The organism is Roseateles sp. GW835-FHT13E02, assembly GCF_058794035.1.
Window position 1 is genome coordinate 130792 of sequence record NZ_JBXAGJ010000012.1, and the last position, 18393, is coordinate 149184.

Sequence of the window (18393 nt, forward strand, 5' to 3'; positions counted from 1 at the left end):
CTCACTCAGAGTGCCGACGCGCGCAGCTGCGTCATGGCGATGATCAAGGGCGTGCCGGTGGGCGCGCAGACGGAGCTGCTGGACTGCAGCACCAGCGGCTGGCCGCCGGCCAGCACCCGCGTGCTGCCGGTCAGCCACTGGCCGGTGACGCAAGGGCCGTTGCCGGCAGTCGGTGGCGGCATGGAGCAGCCGGCCACCAGATAGGGCGCAGCGATGGTGACCACCGGCTGGCCCGAGACCAGCACGCGCGGAAAGGGCACGCTGGGATTAGCCTGGCCGCCGTGCGAGCACAGCACCGTGGCGCCGACATGAACGATGAAGCCTGGCATGAGAGTCGAAGCTCCTGTTGCGCTCAGATCACCGTCAAGGCGCCGGCGTTGATATTGACGCTGGGGCCGTTGAGCATGATGGTGGCGCCCTGGCCATTGCTGATGGTGATGCCCAGCTCGTTGATCGAGATCAGAGCGCCCGCGGTGGTCTTGAGCAGGATGCCGCCGGCCGGGCCGGGCAGGTCGGAAATCATCAAGGCGTTCTGGTTGCCGGTCTGCAGCACGATGCTGGGCGAGACCGGCAGGCCCGCCAGGGCCAGGGCCGGCACATCGGCCGCACTGCCCCAGAAGCCGCCGACCCAGACCGGATGGTCCGGGTCGCCCTGCTCGAACTCGACCCAGACGCCCGCGCCGATCTGCGGCAGGCAGAACAAGCCGGCCTGCTTGCCGGTGAAGGGCACGCAGGCCATGGCCCAGCTGGACAGGCCCAGGCCCATGACATCGGGCACCTGCACCTGCAGGCGGCCCATCTGCATGGGGTCGATGTTGTTGAGCACCACACCGCGGTACTTGCCGTAGTACTTGCCTTCGCTGCTCATGGGGGCACCATCGGAAGGGTTGAGATGAGACCGTTGCGGGTCAGGGTGAAGTTCTGCTTGAACTCGCCGGGTTTGAAGCTGCTGGTGACGGACTTGACGTAGTACATGCCGTCGAAGGCCACGCCGGCGCCGCGCACGCCGACCAGCTCGCGCGCGCGCAGCACCGTGCCATAGCGCAGCACATCGACGGAGCCCGTGGCCTGCACCACATCGGCCGAGCCGGCCGCCGCCGCCATGCCCTTGGACAGCGCGGCCATGGGCGAGAGCTTGGCCGTGTCGCTCATCAGGTTGATGGATTTGGGCAAGGACTGCAGCAGGCCCAGCGGCGGGTTGAGCAGGCTGACATCGGGAATTGGCAGCGGGATCGGGAACTTGGTCAGCGAGTTCTGGATGAAGACCACGGGCATGGCCTTCTTGGCATGGTCGATGCTGAAGTTCAGCGACTCGACATTGCTGTGCGCATCCATGCCCAGATTGAGCGCAGGCTGGGGCAGGCCGATCTTGATCTCCGGGCCCCAGTAGGCGGTGTTCATGCCGGGCGCCGGGCCGGGCACGATGTAGAAGACATGGCCGGCGTCCTTGGCCAGCTTCTCCAGATAGGACAGATCGGTGCCCTGATGGGTGGGGATCTTCTCCACCGGCACCGGCACATCGTTGAAGACCTGGGGGATGACCAGGGGCACCATGCCGAACATGGCGTACTTGGCCACGATCAGGGCCACGCGCGCCTCGGCTGGCATGGCGGGGTAAGGCAGGCCGTTGAACTGCTGCTGATCCATGGCCACCGACAGGTCTTCGCCGGTGATGGTCAGGGTGCTGACGCCGGGCTCGTTGGAGCCGCTGATCTCCTGCTTGGTGATCAGCCCGTCCATCAGCACGCGCGGCAGGCTGTTGATGGTCAGCACGATCAGCACGCGCAACCAGGGCACCTGGCCGCCGGCCAGCACCAGCAAGGTGTGCAGGGGGGAACGGTTCTCGATGGCAAAGCTGATCTGGAAGCCGCTGCGCGAGCCGGCCGCCGAAGTCACCTGGAAGCTCTGCAAGGCCTCCATCACCGGCTGTGGCACGGGCACCGGCACGGCCGGCCCGACCAGCAGGGTGACATGCATGCCTTTAAGCACCGCCCGCCCCTCCCCAGCCACCCGAGCCGCCACCCATGCCCTCGGGCAGGGTCAGGCGGATGCGGCGGCCGATCTCTTCCAGATCGCGCGCATCAAGATCACCGTTGGCATCGGGCAGGCGCCAGAACTGCTCGGGGTCACCCAGCACGGCCGCGGCCATGCGGTCGATGTGGTCGCCCTCCACCACCCGGTACTCCTGAAAGCCGACAAAGCGCGCCGGGTCGGGCACGAAGCGGCGCCGCAGATAGACCACGGTGCGGCCGTCGGCCTCGCTCCACTCGGCGGTTTCGATGCCGTGGTAGCGGCTGTTGGGCGGGTAGCGCTGGTCGGTGCTCATGCTGTGTCTCTCGTGTGCGGCGCGGGGCTTCTCAGAACAAGGCGTTCAGGCCCAAACTGGCCAGCGAGGCGCTGGAGGCCTTGCGGGCCAGGCGCTCGCGGCCCTGGTGGTAGACCATGTAGAGGTGGCCGGCCTTGCTGCCAAAGCCCAGGTCGTTGATGTTGAGCACCCGCATGCCCAGTGAAACGCGCGCGCGGATGGGGTTGAGCTGGGCGTCGAAGGCCTCTTCGACGATGGAGAAATCGGTGATGCGCACCGGCACCACCCGCTCCTTGCTCCACACAAACAGTGGCAGCGGCGCCTCCACCGGCGCAATCTCCAGCGTGCCGACGCTGGCCAGGGCGTTGTTGCGGATCAAGGTGCCGCTGTCGGGGTAGACCATCACCTCGAGCGCGGCCAGTTGGGCATGCAGCCCCACCTCGACCACGGCGGCATGCTGGTCGGGAGCAGCCAGCTGGTCGGTGGCGTCGATGTCGGCATCGAGCTTGAGGGTCTCGATCGGCGGGCCCTTGAGCCGCAGCGGCTGGCTCAGCGCCGTGCTGCTGCCGGCGCCCTGGGGCGTCAACGAGCGGGTCAGCAGATCGGGGTTGTACTGCAGGGCGATCACGCGCTGCACCGCACCGCTGGAGGGGTCGATCAAGATGATGCCGCCCTTGAGCAGCTTGGGCGAGCGGGTCAGGCCGGTCACTTTTCCTTCTCCTCGCTGCTGGCGGCACCGAACAGATTGCCGAGCATTTTTTGCGTGTCGAGCTTGAACTCGGCGGGCTCGGGCTGGATGTCCGAGAGCTTGGGCATGCGGAAGCCCTCGACGCTGTCGTAGTGCAGCGGCATGCGCACACCCAGACTCAGGCCGGTGTCGAATTTGGCCTCCTTGAGCGTCCAGACCTTTTCGGTGCTGACCTTGAAGACCGAGACGCCGGCCTCGGCAAACACCTTGGCCTTGAGCGCCGCACCGAGCTCGATGCTGCCGCCGATGTAGGCGCTGGCATCGACGCTGAAACGGTCCTTGGCGTAGGCGATCTCGCCGCCCAGCTCGGCCTTGCCCTTGAGCCCCGCACGCGCCTCCACGCTGAGCCCGCCGCCGACCTTGCCGATGAAGGCATCGAGCACCACATTGGCGCCCACCGTGCCGGTGATGCCACCGCCGGCCGGGATGCTGGCTTTGGCCTTCATGCTGAAGGCGAAGTCAGGGTCGGGCTCGAAGGGGCTGAACTTGACCGTGGCCTTGATGCCGGTGAGCACGCCCGGGCCGACGTAGTAGTAATAGCCCAGGCCGCCGTAGAGCTCGACCTTGAGGCCGATGGGGCCGATAGACGCACCCGGGATGGGGATGTTGCCCGAGGCGCTGAACAGGCTCTTGGGCGTCTCGTCCTTCGGAAAGCGCGGGAACAGGGTGATGTCGGGGAAGCTCAGCTCACCATCGAAGGTGATCTTCTGCTTCTCGTCGATGGTGATGGCGGCCGAGGCCACCATGTCTTTCTTGATCTCGTAGCTGAGCTTGCCGCTGCCGGTGAGGGTCTGGTTGGGGTGGAGCTTGACGTCGATGGAACCCTTGGCCCGGCCCTTGTCGATCTTGATATTGCCGTCGCCGTAGACCTTTTCCTTGCCGCCCTGGTTCTCGTAGGTCGCGCTGACCGTGCCGTCCAGGCCGGAGAAGGCGATGCCGGTGCTGCCGGTGGCACGGAAGAGATCGCCATCGACCGAGAGCTTGGCGTCGATGGGCTTCAGGTACTTGCTCTTGGTTTCGATGCGGCCGCGGCCCGAGTAGCTGAAGCGGTTGTTGGCGTACTTGACCTCGAGCGACGCCGGGTTCTTGCCGGGCAGCTCCAGATCGACCCGGCCGTTGGCATCGAGCTTGCCGTTCTTCAGGCTGACATCGACCGCGCCGCCGGTGACAAAAGGCAGCTTGAGCTTGCTCGCCTCGACCTTGGCGCCGCCGCTCCACTGCCCGGCCTGGTAGAGCACCGTGCCCTTGGCCTCATCGACACCGGGGATGTAGACGAAGAGATCGCCCTTGAGCACCAGGCCCTGATCGTCGGCGCTGGCCGTCAGCTTCACATCGGCCACCTTCTTGGCCCCGCCGATCTCGAAAGCCAGGGTGCCCACCGGCTTGAAGGCCGGCGCCAGCTCCATCATCACGCTGGCCTCCGTGACCTTCATGCCCGGGAAGGGCGGCTTGATCTTCTTGGGATCGAGCGCCTTGCCCATGCGGAAGCCTTGGGGGTCCAGCACCACATCGAGCGTGGGCAGCAGGGGCAGGGAGGGCTTGATGGTGCCTGCAGCCGTCACCCCCGAAGCGTCCATGCTCAGGGTGGTGAAGGTGATGGGGCTGAGCTTGGCGAACTCGGCCTTGATGGGCGCCGGCAGCTTGCCTGAAAGAGGCTTGACCACACCATCCGGGCCGATGGCCAGGGTCACGACCGTGCTCTTGGTCCCCGCCTTGGCACCAATGGCGGCATCGTCCAGCGTGGCCTTGAGCTTGTCGTGACCCTTGCCCTTGGGATCGCGCTCGTAGCTGATGATCGTCAGACCCTTGACGCTGCTGGCGATGGCGGCATTGACCCCAGTCAGCGGAATGGACTTGCTCTTGTCCGCCGGCAGCTTGAGCGTGAAGGGCTTGCCCAGCACACTCACTTCGACATCGACCGAGGGCTTGTCGGTGGCGGCCGTGACTGCCGGATCGACAAAGCGTTGAGAGAGCTGGCAGCAGATGCCACAGGTCGGCGAGCCCTGCATCAGCACACCGCCGAAGGTCAGCGACACCCGCTTGGGTCGCTTGCCGCCGAGCGCGTCCTTGGCATCGGCAAAAGCCTGCTCGGCCAGCTGGCGCAGCTGCTGCTGGATCAGGCCGCCGCTGGAGGCGTTGTCCACCTTGTCGATGACTTGCAGATTGCTGCCGGCGTTCGTGCCACCGACCTGCAGCTCCTGCATATGGTCGAGTTCGCAGCTGGGGCCGATGGGCGGCTTGGGGAACTGCTTTTCACCCCCGACCTCGGCCCAGCGCGCGTGGGCTTTCTTGTCGAGCTTGTGGCCCACGGTTTCCAGCCAAGAGCGTTGCAGCTTCTCGGTTGGATCGCGGGCCTCGTTCTTGCCGGCCTTGTTCTGCGTCGGCACCGGGCCGCCCGACCAGTCGAACACCGCGTGCAAGGCACTGGTGTTCTTCTTGCAATAGTCCAGGGCCTTCTGGCCTTTCTGCGGCGGCAGGACCAGGGTGTCCACCTTGTAGGCCGCCTCGGTCTTGTCCACGGTACCGGTGGCCTGCTCGGGCACCGCGGTTCCGGTCAGCGAGAACTTGCGGTTGTAGGTGGTGGTTTCGTAATTGGCCTCGAAGCTGGGCGGCTTGGCTTTGCCCGTGTCTTCATCCTTGGCCTCTGCGGGCCTGGCGGCCGGCGTGGCGCTGGGCTTGCGCGACAGGCGCGGGCCGCTGCGGCTCAGGCCTTGGCCCAGGTTCAAACCCTCCGTCAGCCCGCCGCGCATCACCCGGTCGGCCGTCTGGTCGGCCTCCATTTCCAGACGGCGGTAGTCGGGGCCGTGATCGGCCAGATTGCTGATGCCGCTGCGCTGCAGGCCCTGCTGCTGCACCGTGTGGGCCAGTTCATGGGCCAGCAGGTGGCGGCCCGGCTCGCTGTGCGGCTGGTAGGCGCCATCGCCGAACACGATGTGCTGGCCGACGGTGTAGGCCTGGGCATCGACATCGCGTGCCGAAGCGGCCGCCGCGCTGTCGTCGTGCACGCGCACGGCCGAGAAATCGCTGCCAGGGCCGAAGCGCGATTCCATGAAGCTGCGCGTGTCGGCATCGAGCGGCCGGCCGGCGCGCGACAAGGTGTCGCTGACCGAGCCGGGCCAGGCGGCCTCGGTCTGGCTGGAGGCAGGGCCACCGCCGCTGCTGTAACGCTGCAACAAGGCCTTGGCCGCACAGCTCTCGCATTCGCCGCCGGCACCGGCGCCGCTACCGCAGGCGCAGCGGCGTTGCAGCAAGGGGCGAACCGCCGGCTCTTTGCCGGGCGGGCGCTTCTCGCCGCGCGGCGCCTGCTCGCGCTCCGCGCCCTTGGGGCTGGCGGCGTGGACGGCACTGCTGCTCATCGCGGCAGCCCCTGGATCAAGGCGCGGGCCAGGCGCTGGCCGGTGCGCTCAGGCGACTCGGCGGCCGAGCGGCGAAAACGCGCGATGCGCAGCAGATCGGCCTCCATGCTGGGCTGCAGGGCCAGCTGCGAAGCCTGCTGAGCCAGCAGGCGCCCGAGCTCCTGCTCAAAGGCGCCGGCCAGGCGCGCACCATCTCGCGCCGTGTAGCCCGGCAAGGCGAGGCTGCCGATGTGCAGCTGCACCCGAGGAGCCGGCGCAGCGCCGCTCCGGGGCACAGCCTGAACCGAGGTGGCCGCTGAGACAGGCTTGTTCACAGCCAATCTCCCACATCGGCGGCGGGCAAGGGCCGCTCCAGCTTGGCGAACTCGGCCGCGGCGGCATCGCGCAGATGGCGCATGGTGATGACCGAGTCTTCGTCGGCCGCCAGAAACGCGGCATTGAGCGCCAAATTGCGGATGTGGCCGCCCGAGAGCGAGAGCCGCATCAGCTTGCCGATGTCGATGGCGCCCAGCGGCGCGGCGGCCGGGAAGGCGCGTTCCCAGATCGCGGCGCGGGCCGCCTCGTCCGGGAAGGGGAACTGGACGATGAAGCGAATGCGGCGCTGGAAGGCCGGGTCAATGGCCTGCTTGAGATTGGTGGTCAGGATGGCCAGGCCGCGGTAGCTCTCCACCCGCTGCAAGAGGTAGCTGACCTCGATATTGGCGTAGCGGTCGTGGCTGTCCTTGACCTCGCTGCGCTTGCCGAACAAGGCATCGGCCTCGTCGAACAAGAGGATGGCGCCGCTGGCTTCGGCGGCGGCAAAGACGCGGGCCAGGTTCTTCTCGGTCTCGCCGATGTACTTGCTGACCAGGCTGGCCAGATCGATGCGGTAGAGATCGAGCTGCAGCTCGCGCGCCAGCACCTCGGCGGCCAGGGTCTTGCCCGTGCCGCTGCCGCCGCTGAACAGGGCGCTCAGGCCCAGGCCGCGGCTGCTGCGCTCGGCGAAGCCCCAGCTCTGGTAGACCCGGTGGCGCTGGCGCAGCTGGGCGGCCATGCTGCGCAGGCTGTGCAGGGCCGGCTCGGGCAGGACCAGATCGGCCCATTGCGCGCGCGCCTCGATGCGCTGGGCCAGGCCGTCCAGCCCGCCGGCCCCCGAGCCGCCTGTCATGCCCCCAGCCATGCCCGAAGCCGCACGCGTGGAGGGCCGCAGCAGCTCGCCCGCGGCCTCGCGCGCCGCTTCGCGTGCGGCCTGCCACAGGCGGCCGGCCCGGGCACGCTCGTCCTCCCCCGCGTGATCGTCCAGCGAAGCGCGCCATTGCCCGGCCAGCTGCAGAACCTGGGTCTGGGACAGCTGGAACTGCTCGGCCAGGGCCGGCAGCTGGCGCTGCAGCTCGGTGCTCACATCCCTCTGGCCCAGACTGTCCCGCCACAAGGCCAGGCGGCGTTCCGTGCTCAGCTCGGTGGAAGGCAGCGAGCGCTGCGCGCGGCGCAGCGGCAAGCGACCCGCCTCGCCGCGGCTGCTGAGCAGCAGCAGGCTGGGCAGGCCGTCGAGCCAGGCGGCCAGCTGCGCCCCGGACGCGCCGCCCTCCTCCATGGCATCCAGATCCACCCAGAGCAGGCCACGGTGCAAAAGCGCCTCGCGAGCCCAGAGCAGGGACATGGCCTCGCGCTCGGCCGATGGGGGCAGCTCTTGCAGGCGATAGAGACTCAGGCCCAGGCGTTGCGCCAAGGTGTGAACCAGCACCTCGGCCTCACGGCCGGCGTAGCGGGCCACCGGGGTGTGGAGCAATGAAGGCGCCGCCTCCCAGGCGGCGGCCAGTGCGGCGAGGCCGGCATCCTGCTGTGCCCCCAGATCCGCATCCTGATGCGCCGCTTGGCGCTGCAGCCAGGGCGCCAGGCGCGGGTCGGCATAACGGACCCCGGCCAGGGCGTGCAGCACGGTCTCGTCCACCGCCCAGCGTGCGTCGAGCGGGCCCAGTCCGCCGACCAGCTCGATCAGCTGCCAGCGGCGCAGTGGCGCCACCGGCGTCAGGGCTTCCCAACGCGACTCGGCCAGCAAGGCCAGGGCCAGGCGGCCGTTCATCCAGGGCTGCCCGCCCTCGCCCTGCGCTTGCGCCAGCAGCGGGCCGATGCGGGCATCGAGCTGCGGCGCTACGGCGAGCAGCAAGGCATCGCGCTCAAACGGACTCAGGCCCAGGCTGTGCGCCAGCTGAGCCAAGGCCGGCGGCACCTGCTCGCCCGACAGCAAGGGCATGGGCTGGCCCGGCGCCTGCTGCAGATGCTGCTCGATGCGCGCCAAGGCTTGCGTGAGCACGCGGGCGTTGCGCTCCTGCTCGCGGTGGCTGCTGCTGCCCTTGCCGATTGGCGAGCTCGATGGGGTCGAGGCGGTGTTCACAGCAGCAACTCCGGGCCGGCAAAGCGGCCATCGGCCGCCACCGTCAGCGGGCTGACGCCGGCATCGACCTGCAGGCGCGCGAGGTAGCGGCCGGGCAGCACATGCTGAAAAGGAATGCGCAGCACGCCATTGCTGGGGGCCGGCGCGACCACGCCATTGCCCTCGGGCGCATCAAAGCTGTAGGCCCGCGCCGGCCGGTCGGCGGGCGGGTCTTTCTCGTTGAGCAGCAGGCGCACCCGCTGGCGCGCGCCGACCGGTGGCGTCACCGTGGCGCTGATGCGGCCCTTGGCATAGGCCTGGCCGTCGATCACGTCCTGACCCGCACCGGGCTCCAGCGCAAACAGCGCTTGCGGATGCAACACCAGGGCGCCGAGATTGGACTCCACCACCCCATGCGGCTGCGGTGGCGAACCCATCAGATGGGCATGGCAGACCTGCACGCTGCACAGGCCCGCGCGCAAGTCCAGGGCGGGGCTGAGCTGCAGGCGGATCTCTTCGTCGCTGACCGAGAGCAGGCTGGCCGGCGGCAGCGAAACGCCGTTGAGCTTGAGCGTCAGCTGTGGCGACTTCAGCAATGCGCCGCTGATGCGCACGATGCTGTTGGGCAGGATGGGCGCGCCCGCCGGCCCTTCAGCTTCCACCCGGTCGATGCGGGGGCTGCGCAGGGTCAGCACATGAACCTGGCGGCTGCTCACCGGCAGCGGTGTGCGCACACTGCGCGGCGTCTGCGTCAACAGCACGCTGACCGAATAAGCCGCACTGGGCCGCGCTGGCAGCTGGATGGCACCCCACAGCCGAGAGACCTCGTCCATGCCCAGGTTCATGGCCGTGATGCGCAGCTGCTCCAGCTGGTCGGCCAGGCCCGCCAGCTCCAGCTGCTTGGGAAGATTGGGTTTATTGGCTTCCGGCTTGAGCGCACGGCGGATGGCCTCACGCCCCAGGGCCGGCGTGTCGTGCAAGACCTGCATGGCGGCGCCAAGCAGGATCTCGGCATGAAAATCCTGCAGGCCGTAGGCCACCAGCAGGTAGTGCAGGTCCAGGGCCAGGGCTGGATTGGCGCTGCGCTCGCCGCGCCCATCGCGGCTGGGCAGGTCGAGATTGGCCCAACCGGTGTTGCGGGTCTGGTTGTAGAGCACGATGTTCAGCGAAGGCAGGTCCGCCTGGGCCTGGGCCTTCTCGGGCGGCAAGCAGGTCACCGCCGGGCTGGCGCCCAGCACATCGGCCAGCTTGAGCGCGACAAAGCCATCGCTGATCAGTTGCTGCAAGACCGCCGAGGTGGCGGCCAATCCCAGGGCCGAGCTCATGAGCGCCGCCGTTCTGCCAGATAGGACTCCAGCGACTGCGGCGCACGCGCCTGCGCCTGCGCCTGCGCGGGGTTCGGCTGCGGAGCGGCCGCAGGCGCCGGGGCACCGGCCGGCAGCACTTCAATGCGGCCGATGTGTATCTCGATCTGCGGCGCCGGAGCTTCATGCCGCATGGAGTGCGCCGAAGCGGCGCTCTCGCGCCGTTCAGACAGCGTATGCAGGGAAGCTTCGTGCTGGGCCTGCACGGCATCCAGCGGCTGGAGCTTCAAGGATGCCAGCGATGGCTGGGCCGGCCCGCGCGGCGCCGAGCTGTCGTCCGCAGTGGCTGCCGGCTCCAGGCGATCCAGCTCGGCCATGCGTGATGGACGCAATGGCGTCACAGCCGGCGAGCGGCCCCGCTGTGAATCGGCCGGTTGTGGCGCGGCCTCAGATTCCTGCCCGCGATCGCGCGCAGGACGGCGTTCAGCCGGACTCCGGCTGGCATCGGCCCAGCCATTGTCCTGGGGCCGCGACAGGGCCACCACGGGATTCCAAGGTTGCTGCGCACTTGCTTCCGCAGCAGACGCCTGATCGGATGTGGCGCGCGGCGCCAGATCGCGCTCACTCGTCGCCGGGGCGAGGCGCGCCGATGAACCGGCGTCTGACACGGCCTGCATCACAGGGCCTTGCGGCTGAGGCGCAGCATCTGCGCGGGGGCTGGTCCAGGGCTGCGGGGACGGGCCGCGCGTCGGCACGCCGAGGCCATCGCCCTCACCCGGCTCGGCCCACGCAGCAGGGTCCGCCCCCCATCGCGCAGGTCCGTTCGCCGCTGGGGCCTCCTCAAAACGCGAGGCACGGCGCGGCTGCAAGCCGGGCGCTTGCACGGCCTTGCGAGCCAGCGCCGCGAAGAAGTCCGAGGCCATGCCCTGGGTCTTCATGCCAGCACCCGTTCCAGATAGCGAGCCCGCCGGCCGGGGCTCAGGGCCAGCACCTGGGCCTCGCTCCAGCCATAGGCCCGGGCCAGCAGATGCACCTGATCGAGGCAGCGCTCGGACCAGCTCGCCAGGGCGCTGAGCAAATGGCTTGCGATGTCAAAGCCCTCGCTCCAGCCATGCTCGCAAGCCGGGCATTGCAGGGCCAGCTCGGTGTGGGCCTGCGGGTCGGCGTCGCTGAGCGCCGCGCTCAGCCGTTGCACCGCGTCCTCGCTCAGAGCCAGCGGCGCGGCAGCCTCGGCCTGGTCTTGCTCGCTCAGCTGCAGGCAGCGCGCGATCAGCAAGGCACGGGCCTGGCCCTCGTCTGCCTGCTGCGCCGCGTCCCAGAGGTCGCGGCTGTCGGGCAGGCGGCAGCGCAACAGGCGTCCGTCGAGTTCCAGCGTCAGGGCCTCTGCGCTGCCTGAAGCTTGCTCTGGCACCATCAGCTCGGGCACTTGCAGGGCCAGCTCCAAGCTCTCGCCACAGCGCGGGCAGGTGGCCAGCAGCTCCAGCTGTGGGCCGAACAAGGCCTGTTGCAGCTCCAGGAGCTGACGGTCGCGCTGGCCCAGGGGCAGGCTCGCGGCCCAGCCAGGCTCGGCCTGCCAGACGCGGTCCAGCAAGGCACAGGCACGCAGCGGCGGCGGCAGGCCGTGGCTGCTGTCGAGCAGGTCCAGCCAGTCGGCGGAGCTCAGGGAAGCCATGATTCAAAGACCCTCGGTGCGAGCAGGCGCGAAGGTTCAGCTCGGCTCGGTGAAGCTGACTTCATTGGGCTCGGCCACCTCGTAGTCGCGCTCCCATCCCTCGTTCTCGAGCTTGAGGCGGGCAATGGCCACGGCATTGGCATTGGCGTCCAGGTCCGGCAGGGCCTGGAACTCGCTGACCCAGGCACGGAAGACCTTGTAGGCCAGCACCAGCTGACCGGTCTCGTTGTAGAGCTCGATGATCAGGTCCTTGCGGAAGTCCTTGAGCGAGACCTCGGCACCCAGGCCGGAACCGTAGTTCCAGACCTTGTTGGCCCATTTCTCGAACTCGGTGTCGTGGGTGACGCCACGCTCCAGGGTGATGGCATCGAACTCGGTGCGGCCGGGTGATTTGCGGCTGCTGCTCTGGTCGCCGCCCTCGCGGTGCTTGACCACCTCGGTGCTGCGCTTGAGCGCCGAGACCTTGCTGATGCCGGCGACATAACGTCCATCCCACTTGACGCGGAACTTGAAGTTTTTGTAGGGATCGAAACGCTGGGCATTGACGGTGAACTGGGCCATGACGCGACTCCTTGACTCAAACCTGGATCTGACCAGCCAGCTGCTGGATGCGGATGACGACGAACTCCGCCGGCTTGAGCGGCGCGAAGGCGACGAGGATGTTGACGACACCGCGGTTGATGTCGTCCTGGGTGGTGGTCTCGCGGTCGCACTTGACGAGGTAGGCTTCCTTGGCGCTCTTGCCCTGGAAGGCCCCGAGGCGGAACAGGCTGTTCATGAAGGCGCCCAGATTGAGCCGGATCTGCGCCCAGAGCGGCTCGTCATTGGGCTCGAAGACCACCCACTGGGTGCCGCGGTAGAGGCTTTCCTCGAGGAACAGGGCCAGGCGACGCACCGGCACGTATTTGTATTCCGAGCTCATCTGATCGGCGCCGCGCAAGGTGCGCGCGCCCCAGGACACGGCGCCGTAGACCGGCAATACCCGCAGGCAGTTGACGCCCAGGGGGTTAAGCGCGCCGCATTCGCCATCGGTCAGGGTGTAGGCGGTCTTCTGCACACCGCTGAGCGTGGCTTCGGTACCGGCCGGCGCCTTCCAGACGCCGCGCTCGGCATCGGTGCGGGCGAACAGGCCGGCCACCGTGCCGCTGGGCGGGGTCAGGCGCAGCTTGCCATTGCGCAGTGGGTCGGCGATGTAGACCCAGGGGTAGTAGACCGCCGCATGGTCGGACTTGGGCAGGCCGGTGCCGTTGACCGCAGCCACCATCTGGGCCGGGTCCTGCGCCGAGGGCGGCGCGTCGATCACGAAGAAGGCGCGGCGCTCCTCGCAGTAGGAAGCCGCATCGGCCAGCACGCCGGGCTCGGTCACACCGGGCAGGCTGAGCAAGGTGAACAGATCCACCTCTTCCAGCGCATAAATGCCCTGGCGCTTGGCGCGGTCGGCGATGAAGGTGGGGTAGAGATCGGCCTCGGCGTAGGGCGTCTCGGTGCCGCCGGCCAGGTAGAGATTGCCCGGCTGGGTGCTGGTGGCGCCGGCCAGCAGGTGCAGCTCGCTCGCGATGCTCTTGGCCGGGGCAGCGCTGACGGCAATGCTGCTGCCCGCCCCGCGCGAACCGGTGGCAAGCACCAGGCTTGTGCCACTGACCTTGACCGTGAAATCACGGTAACTCGGATGGCCCGGCTTGAGCGCCCGCACCGCAGCTTGAAGGCGCGCCGCCACATCGTCGAGCTTGGCGGCCAGGTCAGCGCCTGCGGCGGCTGCGCTGCCGATATCGACCACATCGGGGCCATAGCCATCGAGGCTGATGCGCAGCGCGCTGTGCGTGGCATCCGGCAGGGTGTTGAGGTCATTGGCCGCAAACACGGCGCTGCTCAGCGTGGCCGGATCGGGCACGGGTGCCGGGCGGATGGTCGCCACAGCGTCCACCTCCAGGCCGCCCGAGGCAGCGCCCAGCTTGAGCACGCCGCTGGCATTGTTCTTCTGGCCCGCCAGCACCCGCACCTGCGAGAACTCGCCGCCTTGGCCCGAGGTCATCAAGATCTGCTGGGTGCCCGGCGGGCGGGCGCAGGTGAACAGGTCGTAGGCCTGCTGGCTGTTGGCCTGGGCGCGCACCTGGAGCTGGATGGCGGCGCACAAGCTATCCAACCGCTGCGTGGCCGTGCCGCCGCCGATGTCGCCCGGCAAAGCGATCAGCACCTTGACCGGCGGCAGGCCGTTGACCGAGACCCGGAACTCGTTGTGGTTGGCGTCCAGCAATGTCGCAACATCGGCCAGGGGCAGGCTTCGCGAAGTGCCAGCCGGCAAGGCATCGAGCGCAGCCTTGCTGACCAGGCGGCTGAGCTTGACCAGCTGCGAGCTGGCATTGACTAGGTCCAGCACATAGCGCGCATCGGCGGAGTTCATCGAGACATTGGCATAGCTCTCGGCCGCCCCATCCTCGGCGCGGAACAGCGAGAGGTTGAAGCTGCTGCCCGGGTTGGCGCTCTGGTGATCGACGCGGATCTCGATGCCATTGCCCGAGGCGCCCGCGTCCAGCGCCGTGAGCTTGAGCACATCGGCGGCGGCGGCGTTGCGCAAGCTGCGTTCGGCCGCGCTGGCGTCCTTGACCAGGCGGATGGCATAGGCCTCGGTGCCGCCGTTTTGGAAATACTGGCGCACGGCATAGCCCAGCTCGGAGTCGAGGGCCAGGCCGCCGAAGCGGCGCTCGTAGTCCGAGAAGCTGAACAGGCGCACCGCCTTGTTGATCGGCCCCCGGGGCGCGGAACCGGCGAAGGCCGCGATGGCGGTGGCCACGCCGCTGATGGTGCGCACCCCGCTGGGCAGCTCCTCGATGTAGACGCCGGGATAGTTCAGTTGCGCAGGCATGATGGAAAACTCCTTCTGGCGCCGTTTCGACAAGGCGCACGACGCGACGCTCGGGACTCGATCCGCCCACCGCAGCACCGGGCCGCGGCGGCACGCTGCCTGTCACGACCGGGAATGGCTGCATCAGGCCCGCGCAGCCTATGAGGGGCGTTGACCGCACAACATCATTAAATTTGATGATGCGCGGTGCACCGGCCTGGCAGGTGCGTGCGGGAGTTTTCGTTGTCGATCGCCCGCAAGCCCCGCCAGCATTGGGCAAAGCAGTGCAGGGCCTCGCGCCGAAAGCGCTGCCATGAGGGGCACTGAGGTTCTAGGGGGATGGGGGGCTCAAAGCGCGATCGCGGCCACAGAACCAGGCGGCAAGGGCACAAAAGCATGCCCGGCCAGTGATCGCGCCTGCACGAGTTGCCAGGCCAAACCCTGCCCGAGCACTCAGGGCGCCCGCGGCATGCCGAGGGTCGCGGCGACGCCCGGCCCCGATATCTGCCGCGCGCATGAGCTCTCGCGTTTCGCTTCGTTTCCTGACTGAAACCCGCGTCCTAAGCTGGCAACTCTCGAAGGCCAAAGCGCCAACACAACCTCACCAGGAGACTGCCATGAGCATCACCGCCATCAATGTGCGCAACCAGTTCCGCGGCACCATCCAGGAAATCATCGAAGGGCCGGTGGTGTCCGAGGTCGACGTGATCACCCCCTCGGGCGCCCTGGTCACCTCGGTCATCACCACCCGCTCGGTCAAGGACCTGGGCCTGGTCGTGGGCCGCGAGGTGGTGGCCCTGGTCAAGTCGACCGAGGTCTCGATCGCCACGCTCTGAGCCCGCGCGCCGACCGCCCCGCAGGAGATTGACCATGCCCGCCTACCGCCCGCCGCGCCTGCTCATCATCCCCGGCCTGCACGACAGCGGCCCGGCCCATTGGCAGACCTGGCTGCAAGCCCAGTTTCGCGACGCCCGTCGGGTGCAGCAGCATGATTTCCGCCAGCCCGATCTGCTGCGCTGGGCCGAGCGCATCCGCAGCACCGTCGACCATGCCGGCCCGGGCGAATGGATCGCCGTGGCCCACAGCTTCGGCACGCTTGCCCTGGCCCGGCATCTGCAGGACCAGCCCGATTCACCGATCCGCCAGGCCCTGCTGGTGGCGCCGGCCGAGCCCGACAAGTTCGGCCTCGCGGACCTCCTGCCGCAGCAACGCCTGCGCGTGCCCAGCAGCCTGATCGCCAGCGAGAACGACCCGTGGATGAGCGCGCAAAGCGCCCAGCGCTGGGCGCGCCGCTGGGGCAGCCACTACAGCAATCTGGGCCGCGTCGGCCACATCAACACCGAGGCCGGCTTCGGCCCCTTCCCCCTGGCCAAGCGCTGGGTGGAATCGGCCCTGGCCCGCGCCGCACGCGAACAGCGCCCGGCCCAGGCCAGCTTTCAGGAGTGGTCATTTGCAGTCTGAGCACCGTCCGCGCTTCACGCCTGCCTTGACTCGCGCCCCTGGCCCCCAAGCACAAGAACACCACACTCACGGAGGACACCGCCATGCGCCTGTATGCCCATGACAGCAGCAAACTCAGCAGCCCCTCGCTCTGGCAGCCACCGCAGACCTTGACCCAGATCGGCGCCCTGCTGGCGCCGCTGAAGCTGAGCGTGGGCCATCTGGCCCTGTATCCGGCCCGCGCGGGCCGCCCGGCCGGCGTGGTCTACCAGACCGAGCTGGAAGCCTTGCACCGCCGCTTCCAGCTGCACCAGGCACAACGCCGCCACGCCACACGGCATGACTTGTCCAAGCTCCATCTGGGCAGCTCGACCGGGCTGGCCGCTTTGTCCGGGGGCCCCGACCTCTTCCTGCTGATGGAGGGTCAGATCTTGCTGCAGCTGCAAGGGCGCGACCAGCGCTGGACCCTGCAGCTCGATGCCGGCGACTGGGCGGCCATCCCACCGGCCTTGCTGCTCCATCTGGCGGCCCGGCCCTCGCTCAACTTTGCCGAACGCGTGGATCTGCTGCACTGGCGCCAGGAGCCCGCACCCACCGCCGTGCCCGAGCTGCGCCCCTCGCTGCAGCAAAGGCCCGATTGGACCCCGGCGCGCGCACCGCGCGCCGTGGCCTGGCCCGCTGCAGCACGGCAGGAAATCGCCGCCGAGCTGGCCGCCGCGGCCTGAACCGCGCAGCAGCGCCTGAATATCAGCCCGGCAAGCGAAACGCGGCCACCGCCTTGACCAGCTGCTGGGCCTGCTGGCTGAGGCTGTCGGCGGCGGCCGCGCTTTGCTCGACCAGGGCTGCGTTCTGCTGCGTGGCCTGGTCCATATGGGCGACCGACTGGCCGACCTCGCGCACCCCGGCGCTCTGCTCGCCCGAAGCGCGGCTGATCTCAGCCACCACCTCGGTGACCCGACGGATGGCGCTGACGATTTCATCCATGGTCTGGCCAGCCTGGTTGACCAGCTCGGTGCCCTGCCCGACCTGGCCGACGCTGGTGTCGATCAAATCCTTGATCTCGCGCGCCGCCGCGGCGCTGCGCTGGGCCAGGCCGCGCACCTCGCCGGCCACCACGGCAAAGCCGCGCCCCTGCTCACCGGCACGCGCCGCCTCGACCGCGGCATTGAGGGCCAGGATGTTGGTCTGGAAGGCAATGCCATCGATCACGCCGATGATGTCGGCGATGCGGCGCGAGCTGTCGTTGATGCCGCCCATGGTGGAGATCACCCGGCCCATCATGTCGCCGCCGTTGAGCGCCACCTTGGAGGCCTGCTCGGCCAGCTGACGCGCCTGCTCGGCGTTGTCGGCGTTGTTGCGCACATTGGCATCGAGCTCGGACATGGTCGAGGTGGTGCGCTGCAAGGCATTGGCCTGCTGCTCGGTGCGATCGGAAAGATCCTGGTTGCCGTGGGCGATCTCGGTGCTGGCACTGGCCACCTCGTCGGCATTGCGCTTGACCTCGCGCACGATGTCGGCAAAGCTGCCTTGCATCTCGGCCAGGGCGCGCAAGAGCTGCTGGGTTTCCTCGTTGCCGGCCGGTTCGATGCGGTTGCCCAGCTCGCCCGAGGCCAGGGCCTGGGCGACACGCACCGCCTGATTCATGGGCCGCGTCATCTGGCGGGCCAGCCACAGCGAGGCCAGCAACATGGCCAGGGCCGAGGCCAGCCAGGCCACGGCCATCAGGTACCGGGTCATCTTGACACCCTGCTCCGCCTGCTCATTCAGGCGTTCATTGGTTTTCTCGATGGCATCGGACATCTCCGCCATCTGGTCTTCCAGCTGGGTGAACGCGACCTGCAAAGCCGGACCGGCCTTTTGCGCCGCAGCGGCATCGTTGTGGGCGGCCTGAACCATCTCGCGCGCCGCTTGCACGTAACGCGCCACCAAGGGCCGGACCGTGCGCAAGGCCTGGCGGGCTTCCTCGCTGAGCGTGGCCTGGTCCAGCAAGGCCAGGTTCTTCTCGAAGGTGGCCGCATGCTCCTTGAGCCCGGCCTCGGCTTCAGAGATGCGGGCTGCTTGCTGCTCCAAGGCGCCCAGCAGGGCGAGCTGGGCATCACCGCGGATGGCGTCATGCATCATGTCCGCCTCCTGGCTGGCCTGCAGCGCAGCGGCGGCATGGAGCGCGTCCTCGATATTGCCGCCGAGACGATTGGCCGACCACAAGCCGATGCCGCCGGTGAGGGTGGCCAGCAAGGTGCCGGCCAAACCCAGAGCCAAGACCTGAAACCGCAATTTCATTCGTGTCTCCCTGCTGATGCCAGGCCCCAATATCGGGCCTGGGCGCGCGCAGAGCAAGCGAGATCGTGCCCAAAACGGCACGCACGCCACAGC

General features: G+C 68.5%; 17 protein-coding genes. 3 read left to right on the plus strand and 14 right to left on the minus strand.

The window, feature by feature from the left end; all coding sequences use genetic code 11:
- Nucleotides 1–5 precede the first annotated feature (5 nt).
- From AC1Q6P_RS13555 to AC1Q6P_RS13615, 13 genes are all read right to left on the minus strand, one after another.
- The gene (locus tag AC1Q6P_RS13555) at nt 6–329 is read right to left on the minus strand and encodes a PAAR-like protein (RefSeq protein ID WP_102767924.1); all 324 of its coding nucleotides are present in this window, start codon (nt 327–329) and stop codon (nt 6–8) included.
- Nucleotides 330–352: 23 nt separating this feature from the next.
- Nucleotides 353–868, minus strand: a complete 516-nt coding sequence (locus AC1Q6P_RS13560; RefSeq protein ID WP_102767925.1) for a phage baseplate assembly protein V — start codon at nt 866–868, stop codon at nt 353–355.
- Nucleotides 865–1977, minus strand: coding sequence for a hypothetical protein (locus AC1Q6P_RS13565; RefSeq protein WP_207795934.1), 1113 nt, complete (start codon nt 1975–1977; stop codon nt 865–867). The genes AC1Q6P_RS13560 and AC1Q6P_RS13565 overlap by 4 nt, the downstream gene beginning before the upstream one ends.
- Before the next feature lie 4 nt (nt 1978–1981).
- Complete coding sequence (locus AC1Q6P_RS13570; RefSeq protein ID WP_102767927.1) at nt 1982–2326, minus strand: hypothetical protein; 345 nt, start codon at nt 2324–2326, stop codon at nt 1982–1984.
- A 31-nt stretch (nt 2327–2357) separates the two neighbouring features.
- A complete protein-coding gene (locus AC1Q6P_RS13575) occupies nt 2358–3014 on the minus strand; it encodes a hypothetical protein (RefSeq protein ID WP_102767928.1) in 657 nt (218 codons plus the stop codon).
- Nucleotides 3011–6409: an eCIS core domain-containing protein gene (locus AC1Q6P_RS13580; RefSeq protein WP_492664376.1), complete on the minus strand. Its 3399-nt coding sequence runs from the start codon at nt 6407–6409 to the stop codon at nt 3011–3013. Before AC1Q6P_RS13580 ends, AC1Q6P_RS13575 begins: the two co-directional genes overlap by 4 nt.
- On the minus strand, nt 6406–6723 hold the full coding sequence (locus AC1Q6P_RS13585; protein ID WP_492664377.1) for a hypothetical protein: 318 nt from the start codon (nt 6721–6723) through the stop codon (nt 6406–6408). The genes AC1Q6P_RS13580 and AC1Q6P_RS13585 overlap by 4 nt, the downstream gene beginning before the upstream one ends.
- On the minus strand, nt 6720–8783 hold the full coding sequence (locus tag AC1Q6P_RS13590; protein ID WP_492664378.1) for an AAA family ATPase: 2064 nt from the start codon (nt 8781–8783) through the stop codon (nt 6720–6722). The genes AC1Q6P_RS13585 and AC1Q6P_RS13590 overlap by 4 nt, the downstream gene beginning before the upstream one ends.
- The gene (locus AC1Q6P_RS13595) at nt 8780–10087 is read right to left on the minus strand and encodes a Pvc16 family protein (protein ID WP_492664379.1); all 1308 of its coding nucleotides are present in this window, start codon (nt 10085–10087) and stop codon (nt 8780–8782) included. The genes AC1Q6P_RS13590 and AC1Q6P_RS13595 overlap by 4 nt, the downstream gene beginning before the upstream one ends.
- Nucleotides 10084–10743 carry a hypothetical protein gene (locus tag AC1Q6P_RS13600; protein ID WP_492703219.1) on the minus strand — a complete coding sequence of 220 codons (660 nt, stop codon included), beginning with the start codon at nt 10741–10743 and terminating at the stop codon, nt 10084–10086. The genes AC1Q6P_RS13595 and AC1Q6P_RS13600 overlap by 4 nt, the downstream gene beginning before the upstream one ends.
- Nucleotides 10744–11000: 257 nt before the next feature.
- On the minus strand, nt 11001–11738 hold the full coding sequence (locus AC1Q6P_RS13605) for a T4 family baseplate hub assembly chaperone (RefSeq protein WP_492664381.1): 738 nt from the start codon (nt 11736–11738) through the stop codon (nt 11001–11003).
- A gap of 36 nt (nt 11739–11774) precedes the next feature.
- Nucleotides 11775–12299, minus strand: coding sequence for a phage tail protein (locus AC1Q6P_RS13610; protein ID WP_102767933.1), 525 nt, complete (start codon nt 12297–12299; stop codon nt 11775–11777).
- 16 nt (nt 12300–12315) lie between these two features.
- Nucleotides 12316–14601 carry a phage tail sheath family protein gene (locus AC1Q6P_RS13615; protein ID WP_492664382.1) on the minus strand — a complete coding sequence of 762 codons (2286 nt, stop codon included), beginning with the start codon at nt 14599–14601 and terminating at the stop codon, nt 12316–12318.
- A 596-nt stretch (nt 14602–15197) separates the two neighbouring features.
- On the opposite strand from AC1Q6P_RS13615, the gene AC1Q6P_RS13620 reads away from it, so the two are divergent.
- The 3 genes from AC1Q6P_RS13620 to AC1Q6P_RS13630 all read left to right on the plus strand — a co-directional run bounded on the left by AC1Q6P_RS13620 (nt 15198) and on the right by AC1Q6P_RS13630 (nt 16745).
- Entirely contained in the window at nt 15198–15416 is a 219-nt protein-coding gene (locus AC1Q6P_RS13620) for a TOBE domain-containing protein (RefSeq protein ID WP_171829091.1), read from the plus strand.
- A gap of 34 nt (nt 15417–15450) precedes the next feature.
- Nucleotides 15451–16041, plus strand: a complete 591-nt coding sequence (locus AC1Q6P_RS13625; protein WP_492664383.1) for an RBBP9/YdeN family alpha/beta hydrolase — start codon at nt 15451–15453, stop codon at nt 16039–16041.
- An 83-nt stretch (nt 16042–16124) separates the two neighbouring features.
- On the plus strand, nt 16125–16745 hold the full coding sequence (locus tag AC1Q6P_RS13630) for a hypothetical protein (RefSeq protein ID WP_492664384.1): 621 nt from the start codon (nt 16125–16127) through the stop codon (nt 16743–16745).
- A gap of 22 nt (nt 16746–16767) precedes the next feature.
- On the opposite strand, the gene AC1Q6P_RS13635 is transcribed toward AC1Q6P_RS13630, so the two are convergent.
- Nucleotides 16768–18300 (minus strand): methyl-accepting chemotaxis protein, encoded by a 1533-nt coding sequence (locus tag AC1Q6P_RS13635; protein ID WP_271008410.1) that lies wholly within the window; start codon nt 18298–18300, stop codon nt 16768–16770.
- Between the last annotated feature and the right edge of the window lie 93 nt (nt 18301–18393).